This window comes from Acinetobacter bereziniae LMG 1003 = CIP 70.12, assembly GCF_000368925.1.
Classification (GTDB): domain Bacteria; phylum Pseudomonadota; class Gammaproteobacteria; order Pseudomonadales; family Moraxellaceae; genus Acinetobacter; species Acinetobacter bereziniae.
The window spans coordinates 2,467,544-2,489,256 of record NZ_KB849756.1; the positions used below are offsets into that span (position 1 = coordinate 2,467,544).

Annotated in this window: 20 protein-coding genes and 1 pseudogene; 15 read left to right on the forward strand and 6 right to left on the reverse strand. The window is 34.0% G+C overall.

Features of this window, described 5'->3' with window-relative positions; genetic code table 11:
* The first annotated feature begins 134 nt into the window (after positions 1–134).
* Positions 135–2,420: a YncE family protein gene (locus tag F938_RS21295; protein WP_005035063.1), complete on the forward strand. Its 2,286-nt coding sequence runs from the start codon at positions 135–137 to the stop codon at positions 2,418–2,420.
* 61 nt (positions 2,421–2,481) lie between these two features.
* On the opposite strand, the gene F938_RS21300 is transcribed toward F938_RS21295, so the two are convergent.
* Both F938_RS21300 and F938_RS21305 read right to left on the reverse strand, forming a co-directional pair.
* Positions 2,482–3,849, reverse strand: a complete 1,368-nt coding sequence (locus tag F938_RS21300; protein WP_005035066.1) for an MATE family efflux transporter — start codon at positions 3,847–3,849, stop codon at positions 2,482–2,484.
* A 124-nt stretch (positions 3,850–3,973) separates the two neighbouring features.
* Positions 3,974–5,128 carry a methionine aminotransferase gene (locus F938_RS21305; protein WP_005035069.1) on the reverse strand — a complete coding sequence of 385 codons (1,155 nt, stop codon included), beginning with the start codon at positions 5,126–5,128 and terminating at the stop codon, positions 3,974–3,976.
* A gap of 364 nt (positions 5,129–5,492) precedes the next feature.
* Between F938_RS21305 and F938_RS21310 the strand changes: the two genes are divergently transcribed.
* The 5 genes from F938_RS21310 (at position 5,493) to F938_RS21330 (ending at position 10,601) form a co-directional block, all read left to right on the forward strand.
* Entirely contained in the window at positions 5,493–6,896 is a 1,404-nt protein-coding gene (locus F938_RS21310) for an AAA family ATPase (RefSeq protein ID WP_005035072.1), read from the forward strand.
* Positions 6,886–7,524: a hypothetical protein gene (locus F938_RS21315; RefSeq protein ID WP_005035074.1), complete on the forward strand. Its 639-nt coding sequence runs from the start codon at positions 6,886–6,888 to the stop codon at positions 7,522–7,524. Before F938_RS21310 ends, F938_RS21315 begins: the two co-directional genes overlap by 11 nt.
* A gap of 162 nt (positions 7,525–7,686) precedes the next feature.
* Positions 7,687–9,012, forward strand: a complete 1,326-nt coding sequence (locus F938_RS21320; RefSeq protein WP_081313053.1) for an ISNCY family transposase — start codon at positions 7,687–7,689, stop codon at positions 9,010–9,012.
* Between the two features lie 1,032 nt (positions 9,013–10,044).
* The gene (locus F938_RS21325) at positions 10,045–10,329 is read left to right on the forward strand and encodes a CopG family ribbon-helix-helix protein (RefSeq protein WP_004825980.1); all 285 of its coding nucleotides are present in this window, start codon (positions 10,045–10,047) and stop codon (positions 10,327–10,329) included.
* Positions 10,329–10,601, forward strand: a complete 273-nt coding sequence (locus F938_RS21330) for a type II toxin-antitoxin system RelE/ParE family toxin (RefSeq protein ID WP_005035081.1) — start codon at positions 10,329–10,331, stop codon at positions 10,599–10,601. The genes F938_RS21325 and F938_RS21330 overlap by 1 nt, the downstream gene beginning before the upstream one ends.
* A gap of 172 nt (positions 10,602–10,773) precedes the next feature.
* Here the strand turns inward: F938_RS21330 and F938_RS21335 are convergent, their stop codons facing one another.
* The gene (locus tag F938_RS21335; protein WP_005035083.1) at positions 10,774–12,975 is read right to left on the reverse strand and encodes a calcium-binding protein; all 2,202 of its coding nucleotides are present in this window, start codon (positions 12,973–12,975) and stop codon (positions 10,774–10,776) included.
* Positions 12,976–13,649: 674 nt separating this feature from the next.
* A complete protein-coding gene (locus tag F938_RS21340; RefSeq protein WP_005035086.1) occupies positions 13,650–13,895 on the reverse strand; it encodes a hypothetical protein in 246 nt (81 codons plus the stop codon).
* 246 nt (positions 13,896–14,141) lie between these two features.
* On the opposite strand from F938_RS21340, the gene F938_RS21345 reads away from it, so the two are divergent.
* From F938_RS21345 to F938_RS21380, 9 genes and pseudogenes are all read left to right on the forward strand, one after another.
* The gene (locus F938_RS21345; RefSeq protein ID WP_005035088.1) at positions 14,142–14,696 is read left to right on the forward strand and encodes a PAAR domain-containing protein; all 555 of its coding nucleotides are present in this window, start codon (positions 14,142–14,144) and stop codon (positions 14,694–14,696) included.
* 3 nt (positions 14,697–14,699) lie between these two features.
* A complete protein-coding gene (locus tag F938_RS21350; RefSeq protein ID WP_005035093.1) occupies positions 14,700–15,506 on the forward strand; it encodes a hypothetical protein in 807 nt (268 codons plus the stop codon).
* Positions 15,507–15,517: 11 nt separating this feature from the next.
* Positions 15,518–15,949 carry a hypothetical protein gene (locus F938_RS21355; protein ID WP_005035095.1) on the forward strand — a complete coding sequence of 144 codons (432 nt, stop codon included), beginning with the start codon at positions 15,518–15,520 and terminating at the stop codon, positions 15,947–15,949.
* Between the two features lie 147 nt (positions 15,950–16,096).
* Positions 16,097–16,516, forward strand: coding sequence for a hypothetical protein (locus tag F938_RS21360; RefSeq protein ID WP_005035096.1), 420 nt, complete (start codon positions 16,097–16,099; stop codon positions 16,514–16,516).
* Between the two features lie 22 nt (positions 16,517–16,538).
* Positions 16,539–16,643, forward strand: a pseudogene (locus F938_RS25055) (DUF2515 family protein); the annotation flags it as partial.
* Between the two features lie 96 nt (positions 16,644–16,739).
* The gene (locus F938_RS21365) at positions 16,740–17,765 is read left to right on the forward strand and encodes an IS30-like element ISAba125 family transposase (protein ID WP_004994718.1); all 1,026 of its coding nucleotides are present in this window, start codon (positions 16,740–16,742) and stop codon (positions 17,763–17,765) included.
* Between the two features lie 59 nt (positions 17,766–17,824).
* Positions 17,825–18,610 carry a hypothetical protein gene (locus tag F938_RS21370; RefSeq protein WP_005035098.1) on the forward strand — a complete coding sequence of 262 codons (786 nt, stop codon included), beginning with the start codon at positions 17,825–17,827 and terminating at the stop codon, positions 18,608–18,610.
* Positions 18,611–18,723: 113 nt separating this feature from the next.
* Positions 18,724–19,239 carry a hypothetical protein gene (locus F938_RS21375; protein ID WP_005035100.1) on the forward strand — a complete coding sequence of 172 codons (516 nt, stop codon included), beginning with the start codon at positions 18,724–18,726 and terminating at the stop codon, positions 19,237–19,239.
* A gap of 18 nt (positions 19,240–19,257) precedes the next feature.
* Positions 19,258–19,893: a hypothetical protein gene (locus F938_RS21380; protein WP_005035102.1), complete on the forward strand. Its 636-nt coding sequence runs from the start codon at positions 19,258–19,260 to the stop codon at positions 19,891–19,893.
* Between the two features lie 72 nt (positions 19,894–19,965).
* On the opposite strand, the gene F938_RS21385 is transcribed toward F938_RS21380, so the two are convergent.
* Together F938_RS21385 and F938_RS21390 are read right to left on the reverse strand one after the other, a co-directional pair.
* Positions 19,966–20,457 (reverse strand): flavin reductase, encoded by a 492-nt coding sequence (locus F938_RS21385; protein ID WP_004825996.1) that lies wholly within the window; start codon positions 20,455–20,457, stop codon positions 19,966–19,968.
* Between the two features lie 204 nt (positions 20,458–20,661).
* Positions 20,662–21,690, reverse strand: a complete 1,029-nt coding sequence (locus tag F938_RS21390) for a methionine synthase (RefSeq protein ID WP_005035105.1) — start codon at positions 21,688–21,690, stop codon at positions 20,662–20,664.
* Positions 21,691–21,713: the final 23 nt, after the last annotated feature.

The window sequence follows — 21,713 nt, forward strand, 5'->3', positions numbered from 1 at the left end:
GTTAATAAAAATCTTCATACTTTTACTGTACCGATCATCTACGGATTGGGATTGATAAAATAATTTGTTAAACTGACTTAGAAAATATTAAATTTTTTATTTTTATTATAAAGATAATTTGAATTGAGCATTTTATGAAAAAAGCCATTTTAAGCCTCAGTATAGGTATGATTTTATTTGCATCACATTTAGCCTATGCGTCTACTGATCAAGAGAATGCCAGTATTTTAGATAGCATTGCAGGTGTACCAGAGCATTCAAGCCCTGCTCCAGCAGACGATAAAGAACTTTATAGAGTAGAAGTGGAGCGACTCTATCCACAATATATCAAAGAGGACGAAGGGGATCAGTTATATTCAACGTTCTTAGCAGATTATCAATATAGAAAATTTTGGTCAGCATATTTTGATCGCTCTGTACAATATTTAGATTTATATCAAAGCTTAATTCAACAAGAGCAATTGCGTAAAATCGATCCTGAGCTTTCTAAGCTGGATGCGATGTTATATGCAGATTTAACCCGTATTTATCAGTCACTTGATCAGATTCAAAATCACTTAAAACCCGTGGTTGATTTTAACCGTGTGATTGTCGATCAGATTAAATTTGATCAGCCTTATCCATTGCTGGACGTGGAACAAGGCAGTGCCTATCGTTCGGCATTACGTAACATGAATGATGTTCAGAACGCAGAGAAAAAACAACTCGTTTTACTCGTCCAAATGATCGATCAGTACCAAGATCGAGTAGATGAGTTTGCAAAGATTGTATCAAAACGCGTAAAAAAACAGCATCAGAAAAATATCGATGTGTTGAATCGAAAAGTGGCATTGATTGGGCATTATTTATCTGCTCAACTGCAAGGCTACGATGCATTTAAGGCGACCTATAGTGTATTAGATTCCTATGATGCTGAAGCGCATCCAGCCTATGCTAAAAAATACCAACATGCTGCGCAGTCTGAGCAGAACCTAAAAAAAGTAAATGCGATCATGGCGGTGATTGCTCAAGAACAAAGTCCAGATACAGCGTCATCTGAAGCGCCAGATCAGGTCGGGGCTTTACAGGATTCTAGTCAATATTGTAATTATTTATGGAATGGTGAAGAAAGGGATGAGATTGCAGGTTACTTAGGAAAAACCCAACAGCAATATATTCGGGATTGTCAGGAACAAAAGACCAAGATTCAACAATTTTATAAAAGTCAGGTCTTTTTGGAAGCAGTCCCACAGCAAACTGTTACTTTACCCAATATGAATGCAATGGGAGATTTTCGTCGATATGGGGATGATCTTTACTATACCGAAACAGAGAAAAATGCAGTCTATCGATTTAATCTTATTTCATTCAAAGAGGAACTGCTTTACCAATATGCTTTAGCTGATGATGAAAGCGGTTGTATGCACAATATGTGCCGTGGTGTGGGGGCAACCGATGTGGTGTTAAGCCACGATGGTCAAATTATCTATGTAGCATCTTTAGATTATGACCAAGTTTTTGCAATTGATTTAAAGACCAAGCAGATATTGCAAAAGTTTAAAGTTGAACGTTATCCCCGCAAACTATTATTGGATCAACAGGGTGAAAATTTATATGTTTACAATGGTGTAGGAAACAGTATTTCACGCATCCAGTTGAAATCAGGCAAAATCACCACAGCCGCATTGCCAGCAAATTATCAGGAACACTTTTGTCGTGAAATCGATATGGTATTTGAACCAGACCAAAAAAGCATTCGTATTTTAGGTGATTGGGCAAATCGTCCTTTTATCTATATGAATACTGCCGATTTAAGCTTTTTTGAACTGAATTTTGATGTACCACAAAAAGTGCTCTATACAGTCGATGACTATCGTTCAGTGGTGGAGTTTTATCAAGACTCGGAAAATCAGATCGGAATTTATGACCAACGGATTGCAGATTTGGTCAGTGTGATCAATGTGCAGGATGCACCCTCTCAAGATCAAGATCAAGATCAAGATCAAGATGAGCAAGAAGACAATCGCTATACTTATCGAGATGTCTATACCAGAAGCATACCAGTGATGATGGGATATTTAGCGGATCAATATTTTTATTATGCTGAGAAGGCAAACTTTAATCGATTTAATTCATTAAATAGTGCCTTAGATCAGCAAGACTTAGATATTTATCTGCTGAATCTTGTTGACCAAACTCAAGAAAATCGCCAAAAAGTAGCATTTAAACTGCCGAGCAAACCTCAGCACATCGAACTGCTGGAAAATGGCAAAATTTTAATCTTGTTTGCTGAAAGCTATCTCAATGATCAGAAAATTTTACCGCAAGCCTTAGTCTTTGATCCAAATGATCCTGCAACGCAACAAGTCTTTGCACGCAATAAAACCAAACGCTTAGCACAATCGGAACTGAAAGTGATCAAGCTTCATCAAGAAGATTAAAATCATCTTGGGGTGAGATCATCATGGCTGATTTAAATGCATGAGCACAGGGCTGATGCATTTAAATCAAAATTTCGATGGTTTTCTTTTTCCAAACGAATTGATAATACAGACCTTGCATTACACAGAGGCTGAAAAAGGTTAGCGCAAGTGCATACCAGATGCCTTGTAAGCCAAACCACTGACTAAATAAATAAGCACAAGGCACTTCGATCAGCAAGATCGATAAAATGTTAAAAATCATCGGCACAGTGACCGTACCACTGGCACGCATGATAGAGGCAAAAATGGCACTTGCACCAAAAAATATAATCGACCACAACACAATAAATAACAATTGCTGACCCAGTTCAATCACGGATGGATCGGTAATAAACAACGCCATCAAATATTTTGAACAAATATAGGCCAACAGTACCAATGAACCTGTAATCGCAATATTGCTGACCAGCGCTGTACGGGTTACTTTTGCCAGCAATTCGGATTTGCCTGCACCAATGGCTTGTGCTGCAAAGATTGAGCCTGCAATCGCAATGGATAAGGCAGGAAATTGAATATAGTTAAGCACTTGGTTGACTGCACCATAGGCAGCTGTGGCATGTGCACCATGTTGGTTGACCAGTCCGATCACCACCAAACCTGCAACAGAGTTGGTGACCATTTGGATACCTGTCGGTATGCCTAAACGTAAAATACTGCGGCTAAACTGCGGGTGAAAGCGCACATGTTCGATTAATGCCACATCGGGCTTCAAAGCATGGTCTTTTTTATTTAAATAGACAATCAGAAACGCGAGGGTAGAAATAAAACCTAAACCACTGGCAATCGCTGGGGCAATAATTCCTAGTTTTGGCATACCCAAATAACCCCCAATCAATACAGGAGTGACGATTACACCGACAATAATGGTGAGGCTGGAAGCCATAAGAGGTGTGGTGCTGTCACCGACCCCACGCAAAATGGAGGTATAGGTGATATAGATAAATAAAAATGGGCTACTCATTAACATCCATTGCACATATGGTAGTGCAAGATGCATGATTTTCGGGTCGATTCCCAACAGCAATAAAATCTGCTTCGCGAAAAGCACGCCTAAAAAGGCAATAATGGTTCCGCCAATCAAAGTCATAAATAACAATGCGCCAACAATGGTACGCACTTTTTCAATATCTTTGGCGCCCCAAGCTTGTCCCACCAACACAGTTGCCCCTGTCGAGAGACCAATCACAAAAGCCAGCAATAAAAATAGGATCGGAAAAAAAACTGAAATCGCAGCAATTGCTTCAACACCCAGCATTTGCCCGACAAAAATAGTGTTAATTGTCCCTGACAGATTTTGCAATATATTGGTTAAGATCAATGGACCCAAGAAGATTAAAAAAACCTTCCAGAATTTGGGTTGGTGGAGCATGTCGGGACGAGCTGGCATCTTTTTTTCTACTGTCTATTTTCGAGTATCTTTATCTTATTGATAATATACAACTACTCAGTAAAAAGCCTGAGTATTTGAGTAACTCAAGCTTTATTTTATGAAAATTCAGAATTTATTCGGTTTAAATTCGATTTAAAATTTCACATGCCTGTACTAAAGTTTGATCTTTTTTGGCAAAACAAAAACGAATTAAACGTAAGTTTTCAGGGGCTTTCTGATAAAAAACAGAGACTGGAATTGCCACGATTTTGTGTTCTTCTGCAAGGAATTTACACATCTCGACATCATTTAAATCTGGACGAATTTGGCTGTAGTCAACATTTTGGAAAAACGTTCCTTTGGATGGAATAAAGCTAAATTTTGAATCTTGAATACCTGAATTAAATAGATCGCGCTTTTGTTGATAAAAACTGGCTAAGCCATCGATATGTTCAGGGTGCTGTTGCATAAAATTGGCAAGTGCCATTTGTACAGGTGTGACACCACAGAAGTTGGCAAATTGATAAATTTGACGAAACACCTTCATCAGCTCATGCGAGGCAATGCAATAACCGGTTTTCCAACCCGTCACATGAAAGGTTTTTCCAAAAGAACCCACGACAAAACTACGCTCTCTAAGCGCTGGAAATGACAACGCTGAATAATGCTTTTCGCCGTCAAAAATCAGGTGTTCATAAACTTCATCTGAGAGCACGATGATATTTTTATCTTGAATCAGTTCAATTAAATTCAGCCAGTCTTGCTTAGACCAAATTGCTCCAGTTGGGTTGTGCGGGGTATTTACGATGACCATTCGGGTTTTATCAGTGATTGCAGATTTGACTTGATCCCAATCTACAGAAAACTCAGGTGCATGAAGTGGAATATGAACCGCTTTGCCACCAACCAATTGTACGCTAGGTGCATAACTGTCATAGCTTGGATCAAAAATAATCACTTCATCATCTGGATTGATGATGGCCTGTATGACACTGAAAATCCCAATCGTTGCGCCCGGTGTAATGGTAATTTCTGTAAGTGGATCAAGGTGTAATTGATCTCGTTTTAAAAACAGTTGAGCCAGTTGTTGTCTAAGCTGCAGTAAGCCATCACCCGCTGCGTATTGGTTAAAACCATCTAATGTAGCTTGGCTCAGCGCCTGTAGTAATGCAGGCGGTGCATCAAAGTCAGGAAAGCCTTGTGATAAGTTTAGCGCATTGAGCCGTTGTGCCATTGCGGTCATGATACTGAAAATGGTGACGCCTTGAGCAGGAAGTTTGGAGTGGATTTCGATCATGACCAGACTGTTTTAATGAGGTTTGTAGAGCTGAGTGTAGCAGGTGATTTTTAGTAGCAAAATAGGTTGTTGTGATTTGTGGTGGATCGGAAGGAGTTTGATAGAAGGTAAATTAGAACTAACTTTTGAAACATTTTATTACAATATATACTAAAAGAATTTAAGGTAATCTGAATAGTGGGAGGCCTATAATTTAAAGGGAGATGTAGACTTCGTATAAGAGATTTTATGTTAAATAAGGATCTTGAAATGAGAAAAATTTGTTATAAAAAAAACAAATACGATTGATTAGACATGGATGAAATGATCTAAATGTAAGTAGATAAGATATACTAAAAACCAAATTAAGGTGTACACATAAGTTATGAATTTATTTTTTGAAAATATTGGTGATATCAAACAAGCGTCCATAAATTTTAAGAATTTAACAGTTATTTCTGGTCAAAATGATGTCGGAAAAAGTACTGTTGGGAAATTAATGTTTGCCCTTATTCAATCATGTAATACTTATACTGAGGTTTTTCAAAGAGAAAACCCTAGAAGCAATCTATTATATAATTGGATTTATACCAGATTAAGAGATCATTCATCTTTATCTGAGAATAGAGAAGTTATAGCTTTCTTTTCTAGAATGCGTATGGATTCTAGGAGATATGATCATGAAAAAATTTTAGATAAAGTAGATTATTTTATATTTAATACGAATGATGGCGAAGAAAAAAATTTTCTAGAAAAATTGAAATATATTATCAGTGATTTTTATGAAAAGGATATAAACCATGAATATCGATCATCAGATGGATTATTTGATATTATAAACAATGAATTTCGAAACAATGCTGTTAGATATGGATCTAAAAACTCTAATATTGTTTTAAAATCTATCGAAAATAATGATGAAAATGATAGTTTTTTATTACAATTTAAATTTTCTAGACGGAATCAAACTTTATATGCACGTAATGGTGCACCTAATTTTAGAGATGTAACTATTGTAGAAAACCCAGCAATATTACAATATTTACCAACTATTTTTTCTAACTCTATTCTAAACTCGCTTGGAACCAATAAAAAATTTAGAAACATTGGTGTTCCTTATCACGTAATGGATTTATGGAAAAAATTAAAAAATTCATCTATTCAAGAAGGTCAAGAAATATCTGATGATTTATTTACGCTTCAACTAGAAGATGGATTCTCAATTTCTAAAATAGAGAGTGCGGTTGATTTAGATAAGGATATCAAAAAATCAAAAGACAATGATAAACTAAATACAAGATTTATAAATGATTTTTTTGATGGAAGTTTGTATTACATGCAAAAAGAACATGGATTTGTATTTAAGAAAAAAGATAATAAAATTTTTGATATTAATAATATTTCTTCCGGTGTTAAATCTTTAGCTATTCTAGACTTATTGCTTAATGGTGATTATATAAATAATGATACTTTACTGATTCTTGATGAACCAGAGACGAATTTACATCCAGCTTGGCAAAAAAAATATGCAGAAGTAATAGCTAAATTATGTAGTTCTGGGGCTAATATCTTAATAAATACTCATAGTCCTTATATGGTTGAATCTTTAAGGGGCTATTCAGAAAAATATAACTCACCTGTTAATTTTTATTTAGCTCAACGAGATTGTGATAATAATGAAATTATTTTTTCTGAAAAAAATAAAGATATTTCTCAGATAATTAATGTACTTGCACAACCTTTAAGAGATTTGAATAATGAGTTATCAGGGTTAAAAGATGACTACTAAAGCTAAATTAATTTATGATGAGTTATGTAAGGATTTTTCAATAGGTCCTAATGAAAATATAACTAGTTGTAGTTATGATGATGATAATGATCAGCATTTTATAGAATGTGATGTTGGTATTTTAGATTTTGATAAGATTGATAATCAATGTCAGAATTTAAAGAATAGTAAAAGTAAAAATAGATCTGCAGATTGTCTTATTTATAGAGCTTCTAATGATACGCTTTACTTTTTAGAGTTTAAGTCAGGGAGCTGTAAATATAAAGATATTAGATATAAGGTTATTGATGGATTCACAAATCTATATCATTATGCACTCAAGAAGAAAATTATTTCTTCTAGAGAAGAATATATGGAAATTAATTTTAGATTCTGTTTAGTCAGAAGAAATGCTAGAGAAATTTATTTAAGAGATACAATTTTAGGTGATTTAGAAAGTGGAGAAGAGCTTAGAGGAACAGAAGCATTCAATGATCTTGAAGATTTTTTCCTAAAGAAAGTCTCCATAGTAATGACTCCAGAGAAGGTTCCAGATTTACTTTATACTATTACTGATGGGGTCATTAAGGATATTAACTATCATTATACTGATAAAGTGGTTAAAAAATTAACTACAGCTTTATCTTAGACTATTTCTTAAGATTACCTAAAATTAACATAATACGCCTTATACGAAATGCTTGTGTAACTCCAAAATAGAAATGTCCGGTTTCTCCAAAGTAAAAATGTCCGCTTTTAGAATATGCACTTCTGCAATTTCCTTAGCGGACGGTTTGATATGTTGGTGTCTATGTCGGATAAAGAACTTAAACGATTGTCGGTCTTGCAGGAAATCTGCGATCAACGCATAACTCAATCCCAGGCTGCTCAGCTACTTCATATTTCAGAACGTCAGATCAGACGCTTACTGCAGAAATACAAAGCTCAAGGTCCATCTGCATTAGCCCATGCCGGTCGTGGCCAAATCAGCAATTCTAAACTTCCTGAAGAACTCAGACTCAAGTGCCTCAATATTGTTTCTGACCAACTGCATGGTTTCGGACCCACTTTAGCGCATGAAAAGCTCACCACCGTACATGGATTCGATCTTTCAGTAGAAACCCTGCGTTCTTGGATGATTGCAGCTGACTTATGGATGCCTCGATCCAAGCGCCTGAAACGCCCGTATCAGCCTCGTTACAACCGGGATTGCTTTGGTGAACTGATCCAAATTGATGGCTCACACCATGACTGGTTTGAAGGACGCGCTGCTAAATGCTGTCTGCTGGTGTTTATCGATGATGCTACAGGAAAATTGCAGCATTTACGCTTCTGTGAGTCAGAATCAACCTTTGACTATATGATTTCAACACGCTTATATGTCGAACAGCACGGTAAGCCTTTAGCGTTTTACAGCGACAAACATTCAGTCTTTAGAGTGAATCAAAGCAGCAAGAAAGACACCAAGATTACCCAGTTTGGACGTGTACTCAGCACCCTGAATATCGATATCATCTTCGCTAATTCACCGCAGGCCAAAGGCCGTGTGGAACGGGCCAACAGAACCCTTCAGGACCGTCTGATCAAGGAGATGCGCCTGAAAGGCATCTGTTCGATTGAGCAAGCGAATGTCTGGCTACCCTGCTTCATTGAGCAGTTCAATCAGAAGTTCGCCAAGATGGCTTTTAATCCTAAGAATCTACATCGGTCTATCACTGAAACAGCCGAAGAATTAGATGATATTTTTACTTGGCGTGAACCCCGCAGAGTCACGAATAGCCTGACGATTACTTATGATAAATGCGTATATCTCCTGGAAAACACCGAAGAAAATCAAAGGTTGATCGGTAAGTATCTTGAGTTCCTTGAATACCCGGATGGTACTGTAGCCATCATGCATAATAGCCGAAAGATCAATTACAGCCTCTTCGATAAATTAAGTCAGCTGAATCAGCGAGAGATTGTTGAGAATAAACGGTTGGGTGCTGTTCTGAATCATATTCAACAACAGCATGAAGAACTGGAACAGCAAAACAAACGTAATCGTTCTCAAAAGATGCCAAGCAGACGTGCACAGAAAACAGCAATTCAAGAACGAAATCTAAATCCTGTGCTTGACTTGGAAATGTCCATATAGGACATTTCTATTTGGTTATTAGGTAGGACATTTCTACTTGGGAATAACAGCTTGAACTTTTCATTTTGTATCAATATCTTAATCAAATCCGTTCTAGTATTCAGCGTACTGGAACGGCTTTTTCATGATAATTCACGTTTCACACTTTATTAATCAAATTGTTACAATGTTTAAAAGTATTTAAATCTTTTATGTTACTCAATATTTTCAACATATGATGTCAAAAAAGAACTGTATGATCGCCATGTATATGGCTTAGTTATCAGCCTTTTTACTTCTAAAGGTTCATCCTGAGTATTGGGGACATGCTCAAAGAAATATTTATCCTTACTTTGGAAGAAAATATCAAAGCTTTGACTCATGAGTGGATCACACTGGCTTTGCTTCTGATAAATCACTGCTATTCGATTGATGTAATGATTGATCCAATCCGTTTCATTGTTAAAAGCTGAGTAGTCATTGAGGTCTCTATTAATATGTTGTAAGTCAGTCGTTGTGCCATTGCGGTCATGATACTGAAAATGGTGACGCCTTGAGCAGGAAGTTTGGAGTGGATTTCGATCATGACCAGACTGTTTTAATGAGGTTTGTGATTGTGAGTGTAGCAGGTGATTTTTAACAGCAAAATATATAGTAGGTCTGAGTTGGTAAAAATGTGATGAAACCTATAAGTAAAAGGAAGATGTAGGCTTCGTGTATGACCATTATGTTAAATAGGAGTTCTTAATGTCTTTCATCTTTTTTTAATTTTTCCCATTCAACTGCTGTTCCTCCTCCTTGCTTGTGCCATTTTTGATGTAATGCTCTATCGGCTGGGTCAAGATTTTTGGGATCAGCCATTTTTTTGGTGCATAATTAACTGATTCTTATAATGAACATCTATTGGGCTAAACCAGTCCATATTTTTAATTTTAATCATGAGGGATCAGGGTTCTAGCTGTAGATAGGCCGATTCCTAACTGTTGTTTTGACATGTCATGTTTTTTGTTGTGTTATAATAGAATTCAAATGTAACACATTGGAGTCAAAGCCATGACAGAATCGACTTTCACATTCCGAGTGGATGAATCTTTGAAGCAAGAATTTTCTAGTTTTGCCAAAGATATAGACCGTAGCGGAGCGCAATTATTGCGTGACTTCATGCGTGATTTTGTGAAGCAACAGCAAGAAGCCGCATCTTACGATGCGTGGTATCAAAAACAAGTCCAAATTGGCTTAGACGAAGCAGATGCAGGGCAATTGGTTCCTCAAGAAGAAGTGAAATCCCGTTTTGAAGAAAAACGTGCAAGCCTACTCGCTAAATTGGCAGCTAAATAATGAAAGTGTTTTGGACACCAACTGCTTTAGACGATTTAGAGAGAATTATTGATTACATTACTGAGCGTAATTTGGTTGCTGCAATTGAATTGCACGATCTGATTGAGGAAAAAACAGATTTACTTTCTCACAGCAGCTTGATGGGGCGCTCTGGTCTGGTCAAAGGGACTCGTGAATTAGTGGTTCATTCACACTATGTTGTAGTGTATGACGTTAAAGATACGGTTCGTATTTTAAGAGTTTTGCATACATCACAGCAGTGGGAAGCTTAAAACTTCCATTTTTTATTTGCAACAAGACTTAAGCGTGTATCCAAAATAATAAGATTTACAGGGCAGTTTAGTATCTACGACCTTGCTTGAAGATTCTGAATACACGAAAAATTATTTTCAAATTGAGTCAATATCAACCAACAAAAAATTGAAAAATTTACTTTAGGATAAATTAGAAGTAATAGTGTTGTTGATACTCTAAAGTTTGTAAATCTAAACGATCACCACTACTAAATTGAATAGATTCAACCTGATACTGACTACCCTTAGCAGCATCTTTAATCGTAATTTGATCTGTAGATCCTTTTACTGAAATCACTTGATTTGAGCCAATATATGAAACAATTAAATCATCTATATTAATATCTTTACCGAATTTAATAGTATCGTTACCTCCAGTCTCCTGAATAATATCCTTACCAAAACCTCTTTCAAATTCGTAGGTTTCGTTACCTGAACTACCAATCAATTTATCATTGCCTGTTCCACCATTTAGAACATTAAATAAACCTCCAGTAGCTTCTAGAGTATCATCACCTCCAAATCCATAAAGATGATTGCTTCCAGTATTTCCTTTAATTATATTATTCAATTCGTTACCCGAGCCAGAAATGTCTGTATTGCCTGCTAATGTAAGATTTTCCACATTTTTTGTTAGAAAAAAATGCTTAGCTGAACTAATGACAGTATCAATACCTTCATTATTATGTTCTAAAACAAAATCAGAGTTTGATTGAACATAATAGGTATCATTACCCTTACCCCCAACCAAAACATTAACTCCTGATCCCCCATCTAGAATGTCATTACCCCAACCACCAAATAATAAGTCATCTCCTTTACCACCGTATAACTTATCATTGCCTATTCCACCATTTATGACATCATTACCATTTTTTCCAGTTAATGTTGCACCGAAAGGAGATAATGTAGAAATCACATTGGTATTAGGATTAAGGAAATTAGTCACTACAGCAACTGGTCCAGCTAAATCACCCGCATATGCATAAGCAATTTGAGTAAGTGTATTGACCAATTGATCTTTAGAAGAAAAACCGTTTTGAAATACTTCTCCTTGTATCAATAAATCAATATAATTCAGACCTTCTTTTGTGAATTGACTGATTACATCAATTAAACTTGCTCCACTTTTTAGCGTTTCCTTAACCACATCACCTAATAATTCTAAATACCATGATATGGGACGACTATCTCCACCATTTAGTTCTGAAGTATCAACACCTAAGATATGATCTAAAAGACCAAAAGGTGTAATCCCAGACCAATCTGAAAGTGTGCCACCTAGATTTTGTAGTGCTTGAGTTGCATCCATATGTACAAGACCAAATGTTCCTGCTGCACTTGGAACATAACCAGCAGGAATTATAAGATTGCCATCTGTATCATTCACGCCATACAGTAAATTATCAGCCAGCGTTTTAACTAAAATATTCGATGCTTTATAAAATTCACCATCCGCAAAATAAATCCCTTTATCCCCTAAAGCTTTTTCAGTCCCTAAGCGTACATATTGGTAAAGAATATTTGTCGGATCTGTTGTTGCAACAGCCTCAGCCACATGGAACCAATTGAGAGTGCCTGGATCGATGCCTTCTTTGCCTTTTAGGTCATTAGCAATTAATGAATAAATTGGGCGCCATAAATTATTAACATATTGCGAAGGAGCTTGCTCAAATTGCTGATAGAGTTCAGCCACTTTGTTTAAAACACTGGAGCTTACTTGATAACTTGTTTGTCCATTTTTTTCGTATATTAGTACATGTTCAGCTTGGCTTTGATTTCTCCATTCATTTTCATAATGGTTGTTTTGAGCAGATAAAGTTCCTCCAATACCTTTTCCAGTATTAACAATAATATTTGAAATTTGATTAATAAAAGCATCACCAGCCTTATGTATGGTTTCGAAACCTTTACCAAATATATTATTACCAGCAAGACCTAATGGAGCGACTGTATTCAACAAATCATTCGCAAGATTAGTTCCACCAATTAAGGCATTACCAATTACTTCGCTAGGAACATTTAACAGACCTTTAGTTGTAAGCTCTTTATCTATCCATTCATTTTTGAAATGTGTATCAGCAGGTTTTACTGTTGCGCCTAAAGAAACACCAATATTTGATACAACATTAGAAATTGAACCAATAACTTTATCACCCACTACATGAGCAATTTCAAATGGAGCACCGAAAATTTTATTTCCTGCTAAACCAATTGGAGATGTAATATCAAGAATAGTATTAATGGTATTTGCAGCAGTGACTAACCCATTGGCTACTAATTGAAGTGGGATAGTAAATACTGAACTAAATTTGAAGTTTGGTAAGTATTGATATGTATTAAATAATTTCATGTGATTTCCTTTTATTAATTTTAACTAATAAACAAAAAAATAAAGCAGCACGATATTCACATACAACTCAAAAAGGTGTTTTATTTCTGTAAGACAATTTGGATATAAATTTATATAGATGAAAAATTATAAATCGTAAGAATTTTAATTTTTTATATGATATATAACATAGTTATTGAACTAATATTTTATTTTAAAAATAATAGACATAAATGTATTTTAAAATAATATATCTTTAAGGTTGAAGCATTAAAATAGTTAAAGATGTTCATAAGTTATTTATTAATTTGGAGTTTTATTTATAAAAAACATCTAAAAAATTGGATGCTATTTGAAAAAAAAGCTTGGTGATAAAATTCAGAAGTTATTTTTCAGTTGTTTAATATCATCTTATTATAGTAAAAATTTTTCAATACGAAATCTACAATCTATTACGGATAAAAAGATTTTTTATAGAATTGGTATAATATGTTTCACATGAAATTTTTTAAATTTTATTTTATATATCAATTGATTTTTAAAAAATTTCTTTATAGTATTTAGTAAATTGAATCGGATTATTAGTTGATTTTTTATTTGAATTCTTAGAATTTCTAAAAATTCATAAATTCTTTTGTTACTAAATATTTTTCAAACATACGATTTCAAAACATCGAACTGTATAACGTTCATACTTATGGCTTAGTGACCAGTCTTTTTACTTCTAAAGGCTCATCTTGAGTATTGGGCACATGCCCAAAGAAATATTTCTCCTTACTTTGAAAGAAAATATCAAAGCTTTGACTCATGAGTGGATCACACAGGCTTTGTTTCTGATAAATCACTGCGATTCGATTGATATAATGATTGATCCAATCCGTTTCATTGTTAAAAGCTGAGTAGTCTTTGAGATCTCTATTAAGATGTTGTAAGTCAGTCATTGTGCCATTGCGGTCATGATACTTAAAATGGTGGAGCCCTAAGCAGGGAGTTTGGGGTGGATTTCGATCATGACCAGATTAATTTAATATTTTATTACAAAATATATTATAGGAGACAGAAGGTAGGTATAACGTGAAGTCTATAAGCTGAATGTAAATATAACTTGGAGAGAGTCTTTCAAAGTTTTGTATCTCCTATTTCTTTATGTTTTAATAAAGTCATTATTAATTAAATATAAAATATAAATGAAGGCATTAATTACAATCGGTTGTAAAACAGACCATGGTGGAATCATTATTTTAGGTGATCCATCTTTTTTAGTCGAAGGTAAAGCTGTACACCTTGATGGAATGACACACTTTTGTCCAAAATGTAAAGTTCAATCGCGAGCAATTGCTTCCAATCAAGGCTTTATGATCGTTGGTGGTAAAAGTATTGTCGCTGCTGGTGATACTTCAAGTTGTGGTTCCAAGTATTTAAAAATTTCTGATTTAGCAGTGATGGACAATGGATCTGGTAGGGTAAATTCAAATTTGAACCCAATAGCCGCTCAAAGGAATAGCTTTGTTGATGACGAAAGTAATTTTTATGATGAACAAATACAATTAGAAAATACAAATGGCGAACCTTATGCAAATGTCGAGTATATAGTCACTTTTGAAGATGGTTCTATCTGTAATGGCGTAACTGATAATAATGGTAATACTGAAAGACTAAAAACAAAAACTTCATTGGGAATAGTTTCTGTTGATTTAATTATTGATAGTAATTGCAATGAATCTTGCTCTTGTGGAGAATAAAAAATGGATTTTAAAGTCGTGCCAGATCTACATTTACCAGAAGTTCCCGGATTTAAGCTACCTAATATGCCTGAGTTACCATCAGGAAAATCAGTTATTAGATTTGTAACTGATAAAATCATGACAAATACAACAGCAAAGTCTAAAGTTATTCTTAGAGAGGATCAATCAAAAAAATATAGAACATTGACTGTCGGTGAAATAGCAATGTGTAAAAAAATATTTAAAGACTCGATAGATTACAATAAAGTAAAAATAATAAATAAAGCATTTTTACCAAAACAACAAGTTCCAATGACACCAAGGGGACATGCTCACTATCCAGATGGTCTAGTTGGATCAGATATTTATCAAGATGATTTTTCTGAACCTAAATTTAAAGATAATCCAATTAGGGCGAACGGTAGTGATCTAAGAATTAGGGCAAAGCTAACATTCATTCATGAAATGACTCATGTATGGCAATATCAGAAAGGAATGAATATTTTAGGTAAAGGTTTAATATTACAAAGTTTAGAGTGGACTTTACCTGATTCAATTTATGATCCTTATAACTATGAATTAGCAATAGATACTGACTTTAAAAAATTGAACCCTGAACAACAAGCGAGTATAGTCTCTGATTATTTTGGGCTAATTGAGGGCTATAAAGATATCAACCTAAGTTCTGCTTGGATAAAGCATAGGGATAATAATCTTCAATATATAAAACAGGTGATGCAACCAATCATTAATGATCCAGTGGGATATAAATTAGTTTCAAATATTACTATAATTCCAGCAGTTTCATTTATTTTTTTAATTTACTAAAGTGCATCATAATGAAATATATGGTTTTTTTAGCTGTTTTATTATCAATAGCTGGTTGTAAAGATAAAAAGGTTGATTCTTTTCAATACGAAATTGTAAATAATGAGATAATTTGTTCATTGAAACCGAAAGAAGTTTTTGAGTCTAAAGAATTTGCAAGATTCGATACATTTTTTAAAGATCTGAATGGAAATCCTAATGATGAATTATCAAATAGTATTTATACACAAAGTTTAAAGAATTTATCAAATAAAAAGAGTAAATATATTTTTTGTTTTTCAAAAAAAGACATGAGATCAGATTTTTTAGAAACATATATTCAAGTTGAACTACAAAGAGGAAAAACATTTCGGCAATACGAATTTAGAAATTATTTTTGTTTAAAAAATAATAAGTTAATAAATTTTAGTGATAGAGAAAAAAGTATAGAAATGTGCCAATAATCTAGAATTTAGATATCAATAAGCTCTAGAGAATATCATAACAATATCTTTTTTAAATACAACTTTGTTAGCTTTAGAGTGTAGTAAAAGCTAAAAATTTCAACTGAAAACAAAGATATTTAGTCTTAAAGTTTATAGAGATATAAAATGAAAATTAAATTTATCCTTTTGGCTTTCATATTTTTTGATTTAATAGGTTGTAAAAAAAAATATGAAGATACCTTTGAATATAAAATATTAGATCAAAAAATATGTGCTACAAAAAGTAAAACTATAGGAAATGCTAATAAAATAAACTGGTTATTTCCTGAAGTTAGAAATTTTAATGGTGAAGTGATAAGTGGAAATTTAAAATTTGATAAAGATGACAAAAATTATCTATTTTGTTATAACCTAGACGAATTTAAAAAAGAAGTTGGAAAAGGACCAATTCAATCAGATATTGGCATAGAAATAGATTTAACTTCATCAGTACAAGAATATAATTTAAGAAATTATTCTTGTATTCTTGATAATAGAATAAAGTTAAATATATCTAAAACAGATTTAGCAGAGATTTGTATTTAGTAAAATTAATATAAAAATCTTAAAAAGACGTACTTTTTTAGAAAAAGAATTAGGAATTATTGCGGGATGGGGCGATAGTAAGGCTGACTTCATCGTTAAAAGAGACAGTAATGATGGGAAAATTTAAACATTCTACTTATTCCATAATTATTATTTTTATATGTGGGTAGGCAGAGTAAAACTTGAAGTGCGACATAAACCACCTAATTAATTTAAAGGGTTTATGGAGTATATAAAATTGTCATACCATCATCTTAACTTTGAAGATCGTACTGCATTAATGCTTGAGTCAAGAAAAGAAGGCTTTTCAGCCAGAAAATTTGCTGAACTCATTAAAAGACATCCTAGTACGATCTATCGTGAGCTTAAAAGAAATAGCATCAATGACGTTTATCAAGCTCGATATGCTTCTGATAACACCTTCGCTAGACGTAGACGTGGTCACAGAAAACTCAAAATCGATTCAATCCTCTGGAAATTTATTGTTGAAGCGATCCGTTGTTTATGGTCTCCTCAGCAAATAGCAAAGCGTTTAAAGACATTTCCTGATTTGGATCAAACAATGAATGTAAGCCATACAACGATTTATTCAACGATACGAGCATTACCAAAGGGTGAGTTGAAAAAAGACTTATTATCCTGTCTGCGTCATGAAAATAAAAAGCGAAAAGCTAACGGTGAACCTAAAAAAGATTCTATATTACAGGATATTAAAACTATTCATGAGCGCCCAGCCGAAGTTCAAGAAAGAAAAATACCGGGTCATTGGGAAGCTGATTTAATTAAAGGTAAAGACAATAAAAGTTCGATAGCAACACTTATTGAACGAAATACACGGCTCTGTATCTTGGCAACATTACCTGATGCAAAGGCAGAATCAGTGCGCAAGGCTTTAACTGAAGCTCTGAAATATTTACCTGCAGAACTGCGTAAAACGTTGACCTATGACCGTGGACGCGAGATGTCAGAACATAAAATACTCGAAGAAGATTTAGGCATAGATGTATATTTCTGTGACCCACATTCACCTTGGCAAAAAGGCACATGCGAAAATATGAATGGTTTAATTAGGCAATATTTACCTAAAGGGATTGATTTAAATCAGGCAGATCAGCATTATTTAAATCAAGTTGCCATGTCACTGAATACTCGTCCTAGAAAGGCGTTAGATTGGCTTACACCATTAGAGAAATTTGCTCAGCTTGTTGATTATCATATGGCTTTTGAAACTGTCGCACCTCATGTTTGAATTCGCCGTACTTACTCACGGCATGCCAACCAAAGGCAAAAGACATCGAGAATAACGCAATGAATCAACAGACTTACATTTTGCATTTTGGTCAACAAGGTGTTCAAGATTTTTTGAAATATAATGATGGACAGGTAGATCATCAATCAGCAGGCGCGAGCTTTAGAGAATTAGATTTTTCTCCTCCAAGTCTAGGTCAAATTAAAATAGAAAATGGAACAAATAGCCTAGTCATTGACCATGTTTTTTCCGTACTAGGGACACAATGGAATACAACTGATGGAATTCAAATATTTGATATTGATGCTGGTTTAAATAAGGAAGAATTCGTAAGCCCTGAGCAAGCTTATCACGGTTATGTTGAGTTAATGAAACGCTTAAATCAAGCAGGATGGAATACTTATTTTGCTAGATATAACCCAAGAGTAGCAAAAGAGGACAATATTAGATATTTAATGGAAGGGCATGACATCGTTGATATGAGTTATATATTTAATTTTGAAGAGTGGAAAAAAATTATAAACTCTATAGCAGGTAAAACGATAGGTTACCGTTTATACGCAAATGGTATTCTACTAGATATTAGCCTAAAACAAACTAAAAAAAATGAAGAAGGTAAAGAACAATATATTGTACGTTATAGCTTTCAAACAGTCCGTTATAATGAAAGAAACCTAATGTCTGATACCGATAAGATGACACCTCAAGAATTAGAGAATGCATTCAAACAAAGTTTAATTAAAGATAAACGGTCAAGAGGAATAGATGAAAAAGATATGAGATCTAAAGGTTATCATATAGATGAAAGCTATATAGATCCTGATGTTTGGTTGTATGTTAAATAGTTGATTTTATTTGTGTTAAAAAGATTTATTTATGTTGTCTTTATATTAATGTATTGGTCAGAATCGTTTGTAGGTCTAGTATAATAAACCCCTAAACGAATAAGGATTTAATCATGTTTTTTAAAATTCTTATCGTTCTTATCATAGTAGTTATAACAAATTCATGCTCAAAAATATCTTCACAGAATTATGAAACAAAAGTAGATGTTATCTTTGATAAATCCATAGATAATAAAGATTTAAAAATTGTGGTGAATCCGTATGGATATCTCTTGGATGGATATGAGTTAAAAAAATATATAGGAAAAACTAACAATTATACTGTTTTATTTAAAGAAGGAAGAATGCAAAATTATAAAAAAGAAGATATAAATACTTTTAGTGATTATTATATCTACGCAAAATATAAAAATCAGTATGCAAAAATGAAATATACCAATAGTTTGGTAATGGGAAGTAATCAAACTGATATAAGAATTTTTATTAATATCTTTGATAACCTAGTGTATTTATCTTCAAGTGAAACTGTTTTAAGCCCCGAAGCTATTCATCAAAATTCATTTAAAAATAAACAAGATTTTGATCAAGTTGATACAAAATTTTTAAAAATTTTGGATGATTTAAATTAAGAAAGGTATTTAAGTTTTATGAAAATATTAATTTTGATAGTCATATTCTTATTAGGATGTTCAGAACATATCAAAGAATCTACTCGCTTAAATTTTAACGTGGAAGATCAAGCAAGTTCAGAAAACTTAAATATAAATTTATATACGTATAAAAACTATTTAAATTCAAGGTGGTATGGTTTGGTTAAGAAAGAAACCATTATTAACCAAGGAAAATTGGTGAAAAAGTCTTCACTAAATTCAAATATTTTTTATTATGAATTTTATATATTTACACCTGAATTTAATAAAATTCAGCATACAGAAAATATTTTTAAAGACATAAATGTCGAAAATGACTATGTTTTTGCAAAAGATCATTTAAGTTTTAAAGTTTATAAAAATAAAGAGTTATTTAGCTCTGGTATTTTGTATTACAAAAACTTTGAAAACTCTGGAGTAAAAAAATTTACTTACTATGATCCGAACAAAGCAAAGTTTGAACTTACACAATTAGAGCCTGAGACAATTGCGACTCTAGAATCTATGACATTTGAAGAGTTGTTAGAAACAGACAAGCTATTAAATAAAGATATTTTAAAATTAAAAAATATATCTATGAATGAAAAGAAGAAATTAATAGAAGTGCATAGTTTGAAAAAATTTGAAAATTAACATCTTAACTGCATTTATATAACACAGAAGTCTTTAATCATTTTAATATCACACTACAAATCAGCAAACACACTAAGCAATTTCCGTCTGTCCCACATGGTGGTAAGCACGATTAAAATAAACCAAGCTTTGATCATGTTGGCTCTGTTGAATCGCAACAATACGACAAATCAAGATCGTATGCGTGCCAACTTCTTGCATTTGCTCAATTTCACAATCGAAATTCACCAAAGCATCTTTTAAAACAGGTGCGCCGGTTTCTAACTCGGTCCAAACACCATGTTTAAATCTTTCTTCTGGGCTTAACTTAGACGAAAAAGCTTTAGAAATATGCTGATGATGTGCGCTGAGTACATTGACAGTTAAAATTTTATTTTCAATAAAATGTGCGTGTGAACTAGATGCCTTGTTCATACATACCAGTAAGGTTGGTGGTGTATCAGTCACGCTACATACAGCTGATGCAGTGAATCCGTAACGACCCGACAAGCCCGTTGTTGTAATCACACTGACCGCACTGGTGAGCAAAGACATTGCATCTCTATAGTTTTTTGCTTCAATCATTACATCATTCCTAAATTGAACCGTACCACTTTTAGATTTAGCGATACCTTGCTATTGCGTCTTGTCGACCATTTTAACTGGATCAGATATGCGTAGGGCGGATAATTACACAGGATTAAAAATGGGGGTTATCAGTTTGCGTAGAAATATATATCCAAACAAACTGAAATGGTTCCCCTTTATACCGAATACTACGAATGAAAACTAGCGAGAAAGCTCTTTACGCACAATTTCTGCACCTGCACTTAGGGCATTCAGTTTACCTCGTGCGACTTGACGAGAGAGTGGTGCCATTCCACAGTTGGTTGAAGGATAAAGCTTATCCGCATCGACAAACTGCAGTGCTTTACGCAGTGTATTGGCAACTTCTTCTGGCGTTTCTATGTTGTTGGTCGCAACATCAATCGCACCCACCATCACTTTTTTACCACGGATCAATTCAATCAAATCCATGGGTACACGAGAGTTTTGACATTCTAAAGAGACAATATCGATTTTAGACTGTTGAAGTTTAGGGAATGCCTCTTCATATTGGCGCCATTCTGAACCCAACGTCTTTTTCCAATCTGTATTGGCTTTGATACCATAACCATAGCAAATGTGCACCGCAGTTTCACATTTAAGTCCTTCAAGCGCTCGCTCTAAAGTTGCAACACCCCAGTCGTTAACTTCATCGAAAAATACATTAAATGCAGGCTCATCAAACTGAATAATATCTACACCTGCGGCTTCTAACTCTTTCGCTTCTTCATTGAGAATCTTGGCAAATTCCCAAGCCAGTTTTTCACGGCTTTTATAATGCGCATCATAAAGCGTATCAATCATGGTCATTGGACCAGGCAACGCCCATTTAATCGGTTGCGAGGTTTGTTGACGTAAAAACTTCGCATCTTCAACGAAAACTGGTTTTTGACGAGACACTTCACCTACGACTGTAGGGACACTCGCATCATAACGATTACGGATACGAACAGTTTCACGTTTCTCAAAATCGACACCATTAAGGTGTTCAATAAAAGTCGTTACGAAATGCTGACGAGTTTGTTCACCATCACTGACGATATCAATACCCGCGTGTTGTTGCTCTTGCAATGACAAACGCAAAGCATCTTGTTTACCTTCAATTAATTGCTCATCTTGTAATTTCCAAGGTGACCAAAGTTTTTCAGGTTCTGCAAGCCAAGACGGTTTTGGTAAGCTGCCAGCAGTTGAAGTCGGTAATAAAATTTTCATAATCGATATCTTGTCTATTTAGG

What these genes read in the sequence shown, in the direction of transcription:
- F938_RS21300 (WP_005035066.1), bottom strand. Translation starts at nt 3,849, where the DNA reads ATGCCAGCTCGTCCCGACATGCTCCACCAACCCAAATTCTGGAAGGTT.
- F938_RS21305 (WP_005035069.1), bottom strand. Translation starts at nt 5,128, where the DNA reads ATGATCGAAATCCACTCCAAACTTCCTGCTCAAGGCGTCACCATTTTC.
- F938_RS21295 (WP_005035063.1), top strand. Translation starts at nt 135, where the DNA reads ATGAAAAAAGCCATTTTAAGCCTCAGTATAGGTATGATTTTATTTGCA.
- F938_RS21365 (WP_004994718.1), top strand. Translation starts at nt 16,740, where the DNA reads ATGGAGTATATAAAATTGTCATACCATCATCTTAACTTTGAAGATCGT.
- F938_RS21370 (WP_005035098.1), top strand. Translation starts at nt 17,825, where the DNA reads ATGAATCAACAGACTTACATTTTGCATTTTGGTCAACAAGGTGTTCAA.
- F938_RS21375 (WP_005035100.1), top strand. Translation starts at nt 18,724, where the DNA reads ATGTTTTTTAAAATTCTTATCGTTCTTATCATAGTAGTTATAACAAAT.
- F938_RS21380 (WP_005035102.1), top strand. Translation starts at nt 19,258, where the DNA reads ATGAAAATATTAATTTTGATAGTCATATTCTTATTAGGATGTTCAGAA.
- F938_RS21335 (WP_005035083.1), bottom strand. Translation starts at nt 12,975, where the DNA reads ATGAAATTATTTAATACATATCAATACTTACCAAACTTCAAATTTAGT.
- F938_RS21340 (WP_005035086.1), bottom strand. Translation starts at nt 13,895, where the DNA reads ATGACTGACTTACAACATCTTAATAGAGATCTCAAAGACTACTCAGCT.
- F938_RS21390 (WP_005035105.1), bottom strand. Translation starts at nt 21,690, where the DNA reads ATGAAAATTTTATTACCGACTTCAACTGCTGGCAGCTTACCAAAACCG.
- F938_RS21325 (WP_004825980.1), top strand. Translation starts at nt 10,045, where the DNA reads ATGACAGAATCGACTTTCACATTCCGAGTGGATGAATCTTTGAAGCAA.
- F938_RS21310 (WP_005035072.1), top strand. Translation starts at nt 5,493, where the DNA reads ATGAATTTATTTTTTGAAAATATTGGTGATATCAAACAAGCGTCCATA.
- F938_RS21330 (WP_005035081.1), top strand. Translation starts at nt 10,329, where the DNA reads ATGAAAGTGTTTTGGACACCAACTGCTTTAGACGATTTAGAGAGAATT.
- F938_RS21315 (WP_005035074.1), top strand. Translation starts at nt 6,886, where the DNA reads ATGACTACTAAAGCTAAATTAATTTATGATGAGTTATGTAAGGATTTT.
- F938_RS21320 (WP_081313053.1), top strand. Translation starts at nt 7,687, where the DNA reads ATGTCGGATAAAGAACTTAAACGATTGTCGGTCTTGCAGGAAATCTGC.
- F938_RS21355 (WP_005035095.1), top strand. Translation starts at nt 15,518, where the DNA reads ATGAAATATATGGTTTTTTTAGCTGTTTTATTATCAATAGCTGGTTGT.
- F938_RS21360 (WP_005035096.1), top strand. Translation starts at nt 16,097, where the DNA reads ATGAAAATTAAATTTATCCTTTTGGCTTTCATATTTTTTGATTTAATA.
- F938_RS21385 (WP_004825996.1), bottom strand. Translation starts at nt 20,457, where the DNA reads ATGATTGAAGCAAAAAACTATAGAGATGCAATGTCTTTGCTCACCAGT.
- F938_RS21350 (WP_005035093.1), top strand. Translation starts at nt 14,700, where the DNA reads ATGGATTTTAAAGTCGTGCCAGATCTACATTTACCAGAAGTTCCCGGA.
- F938_RS21345 (WP_005035088.1), top strand. Translation starts at nt 14,142, where the DNA reads ATGAAGGCATTAATTACAATCGGTTGTAAAACAGACCATGGTGGAATC.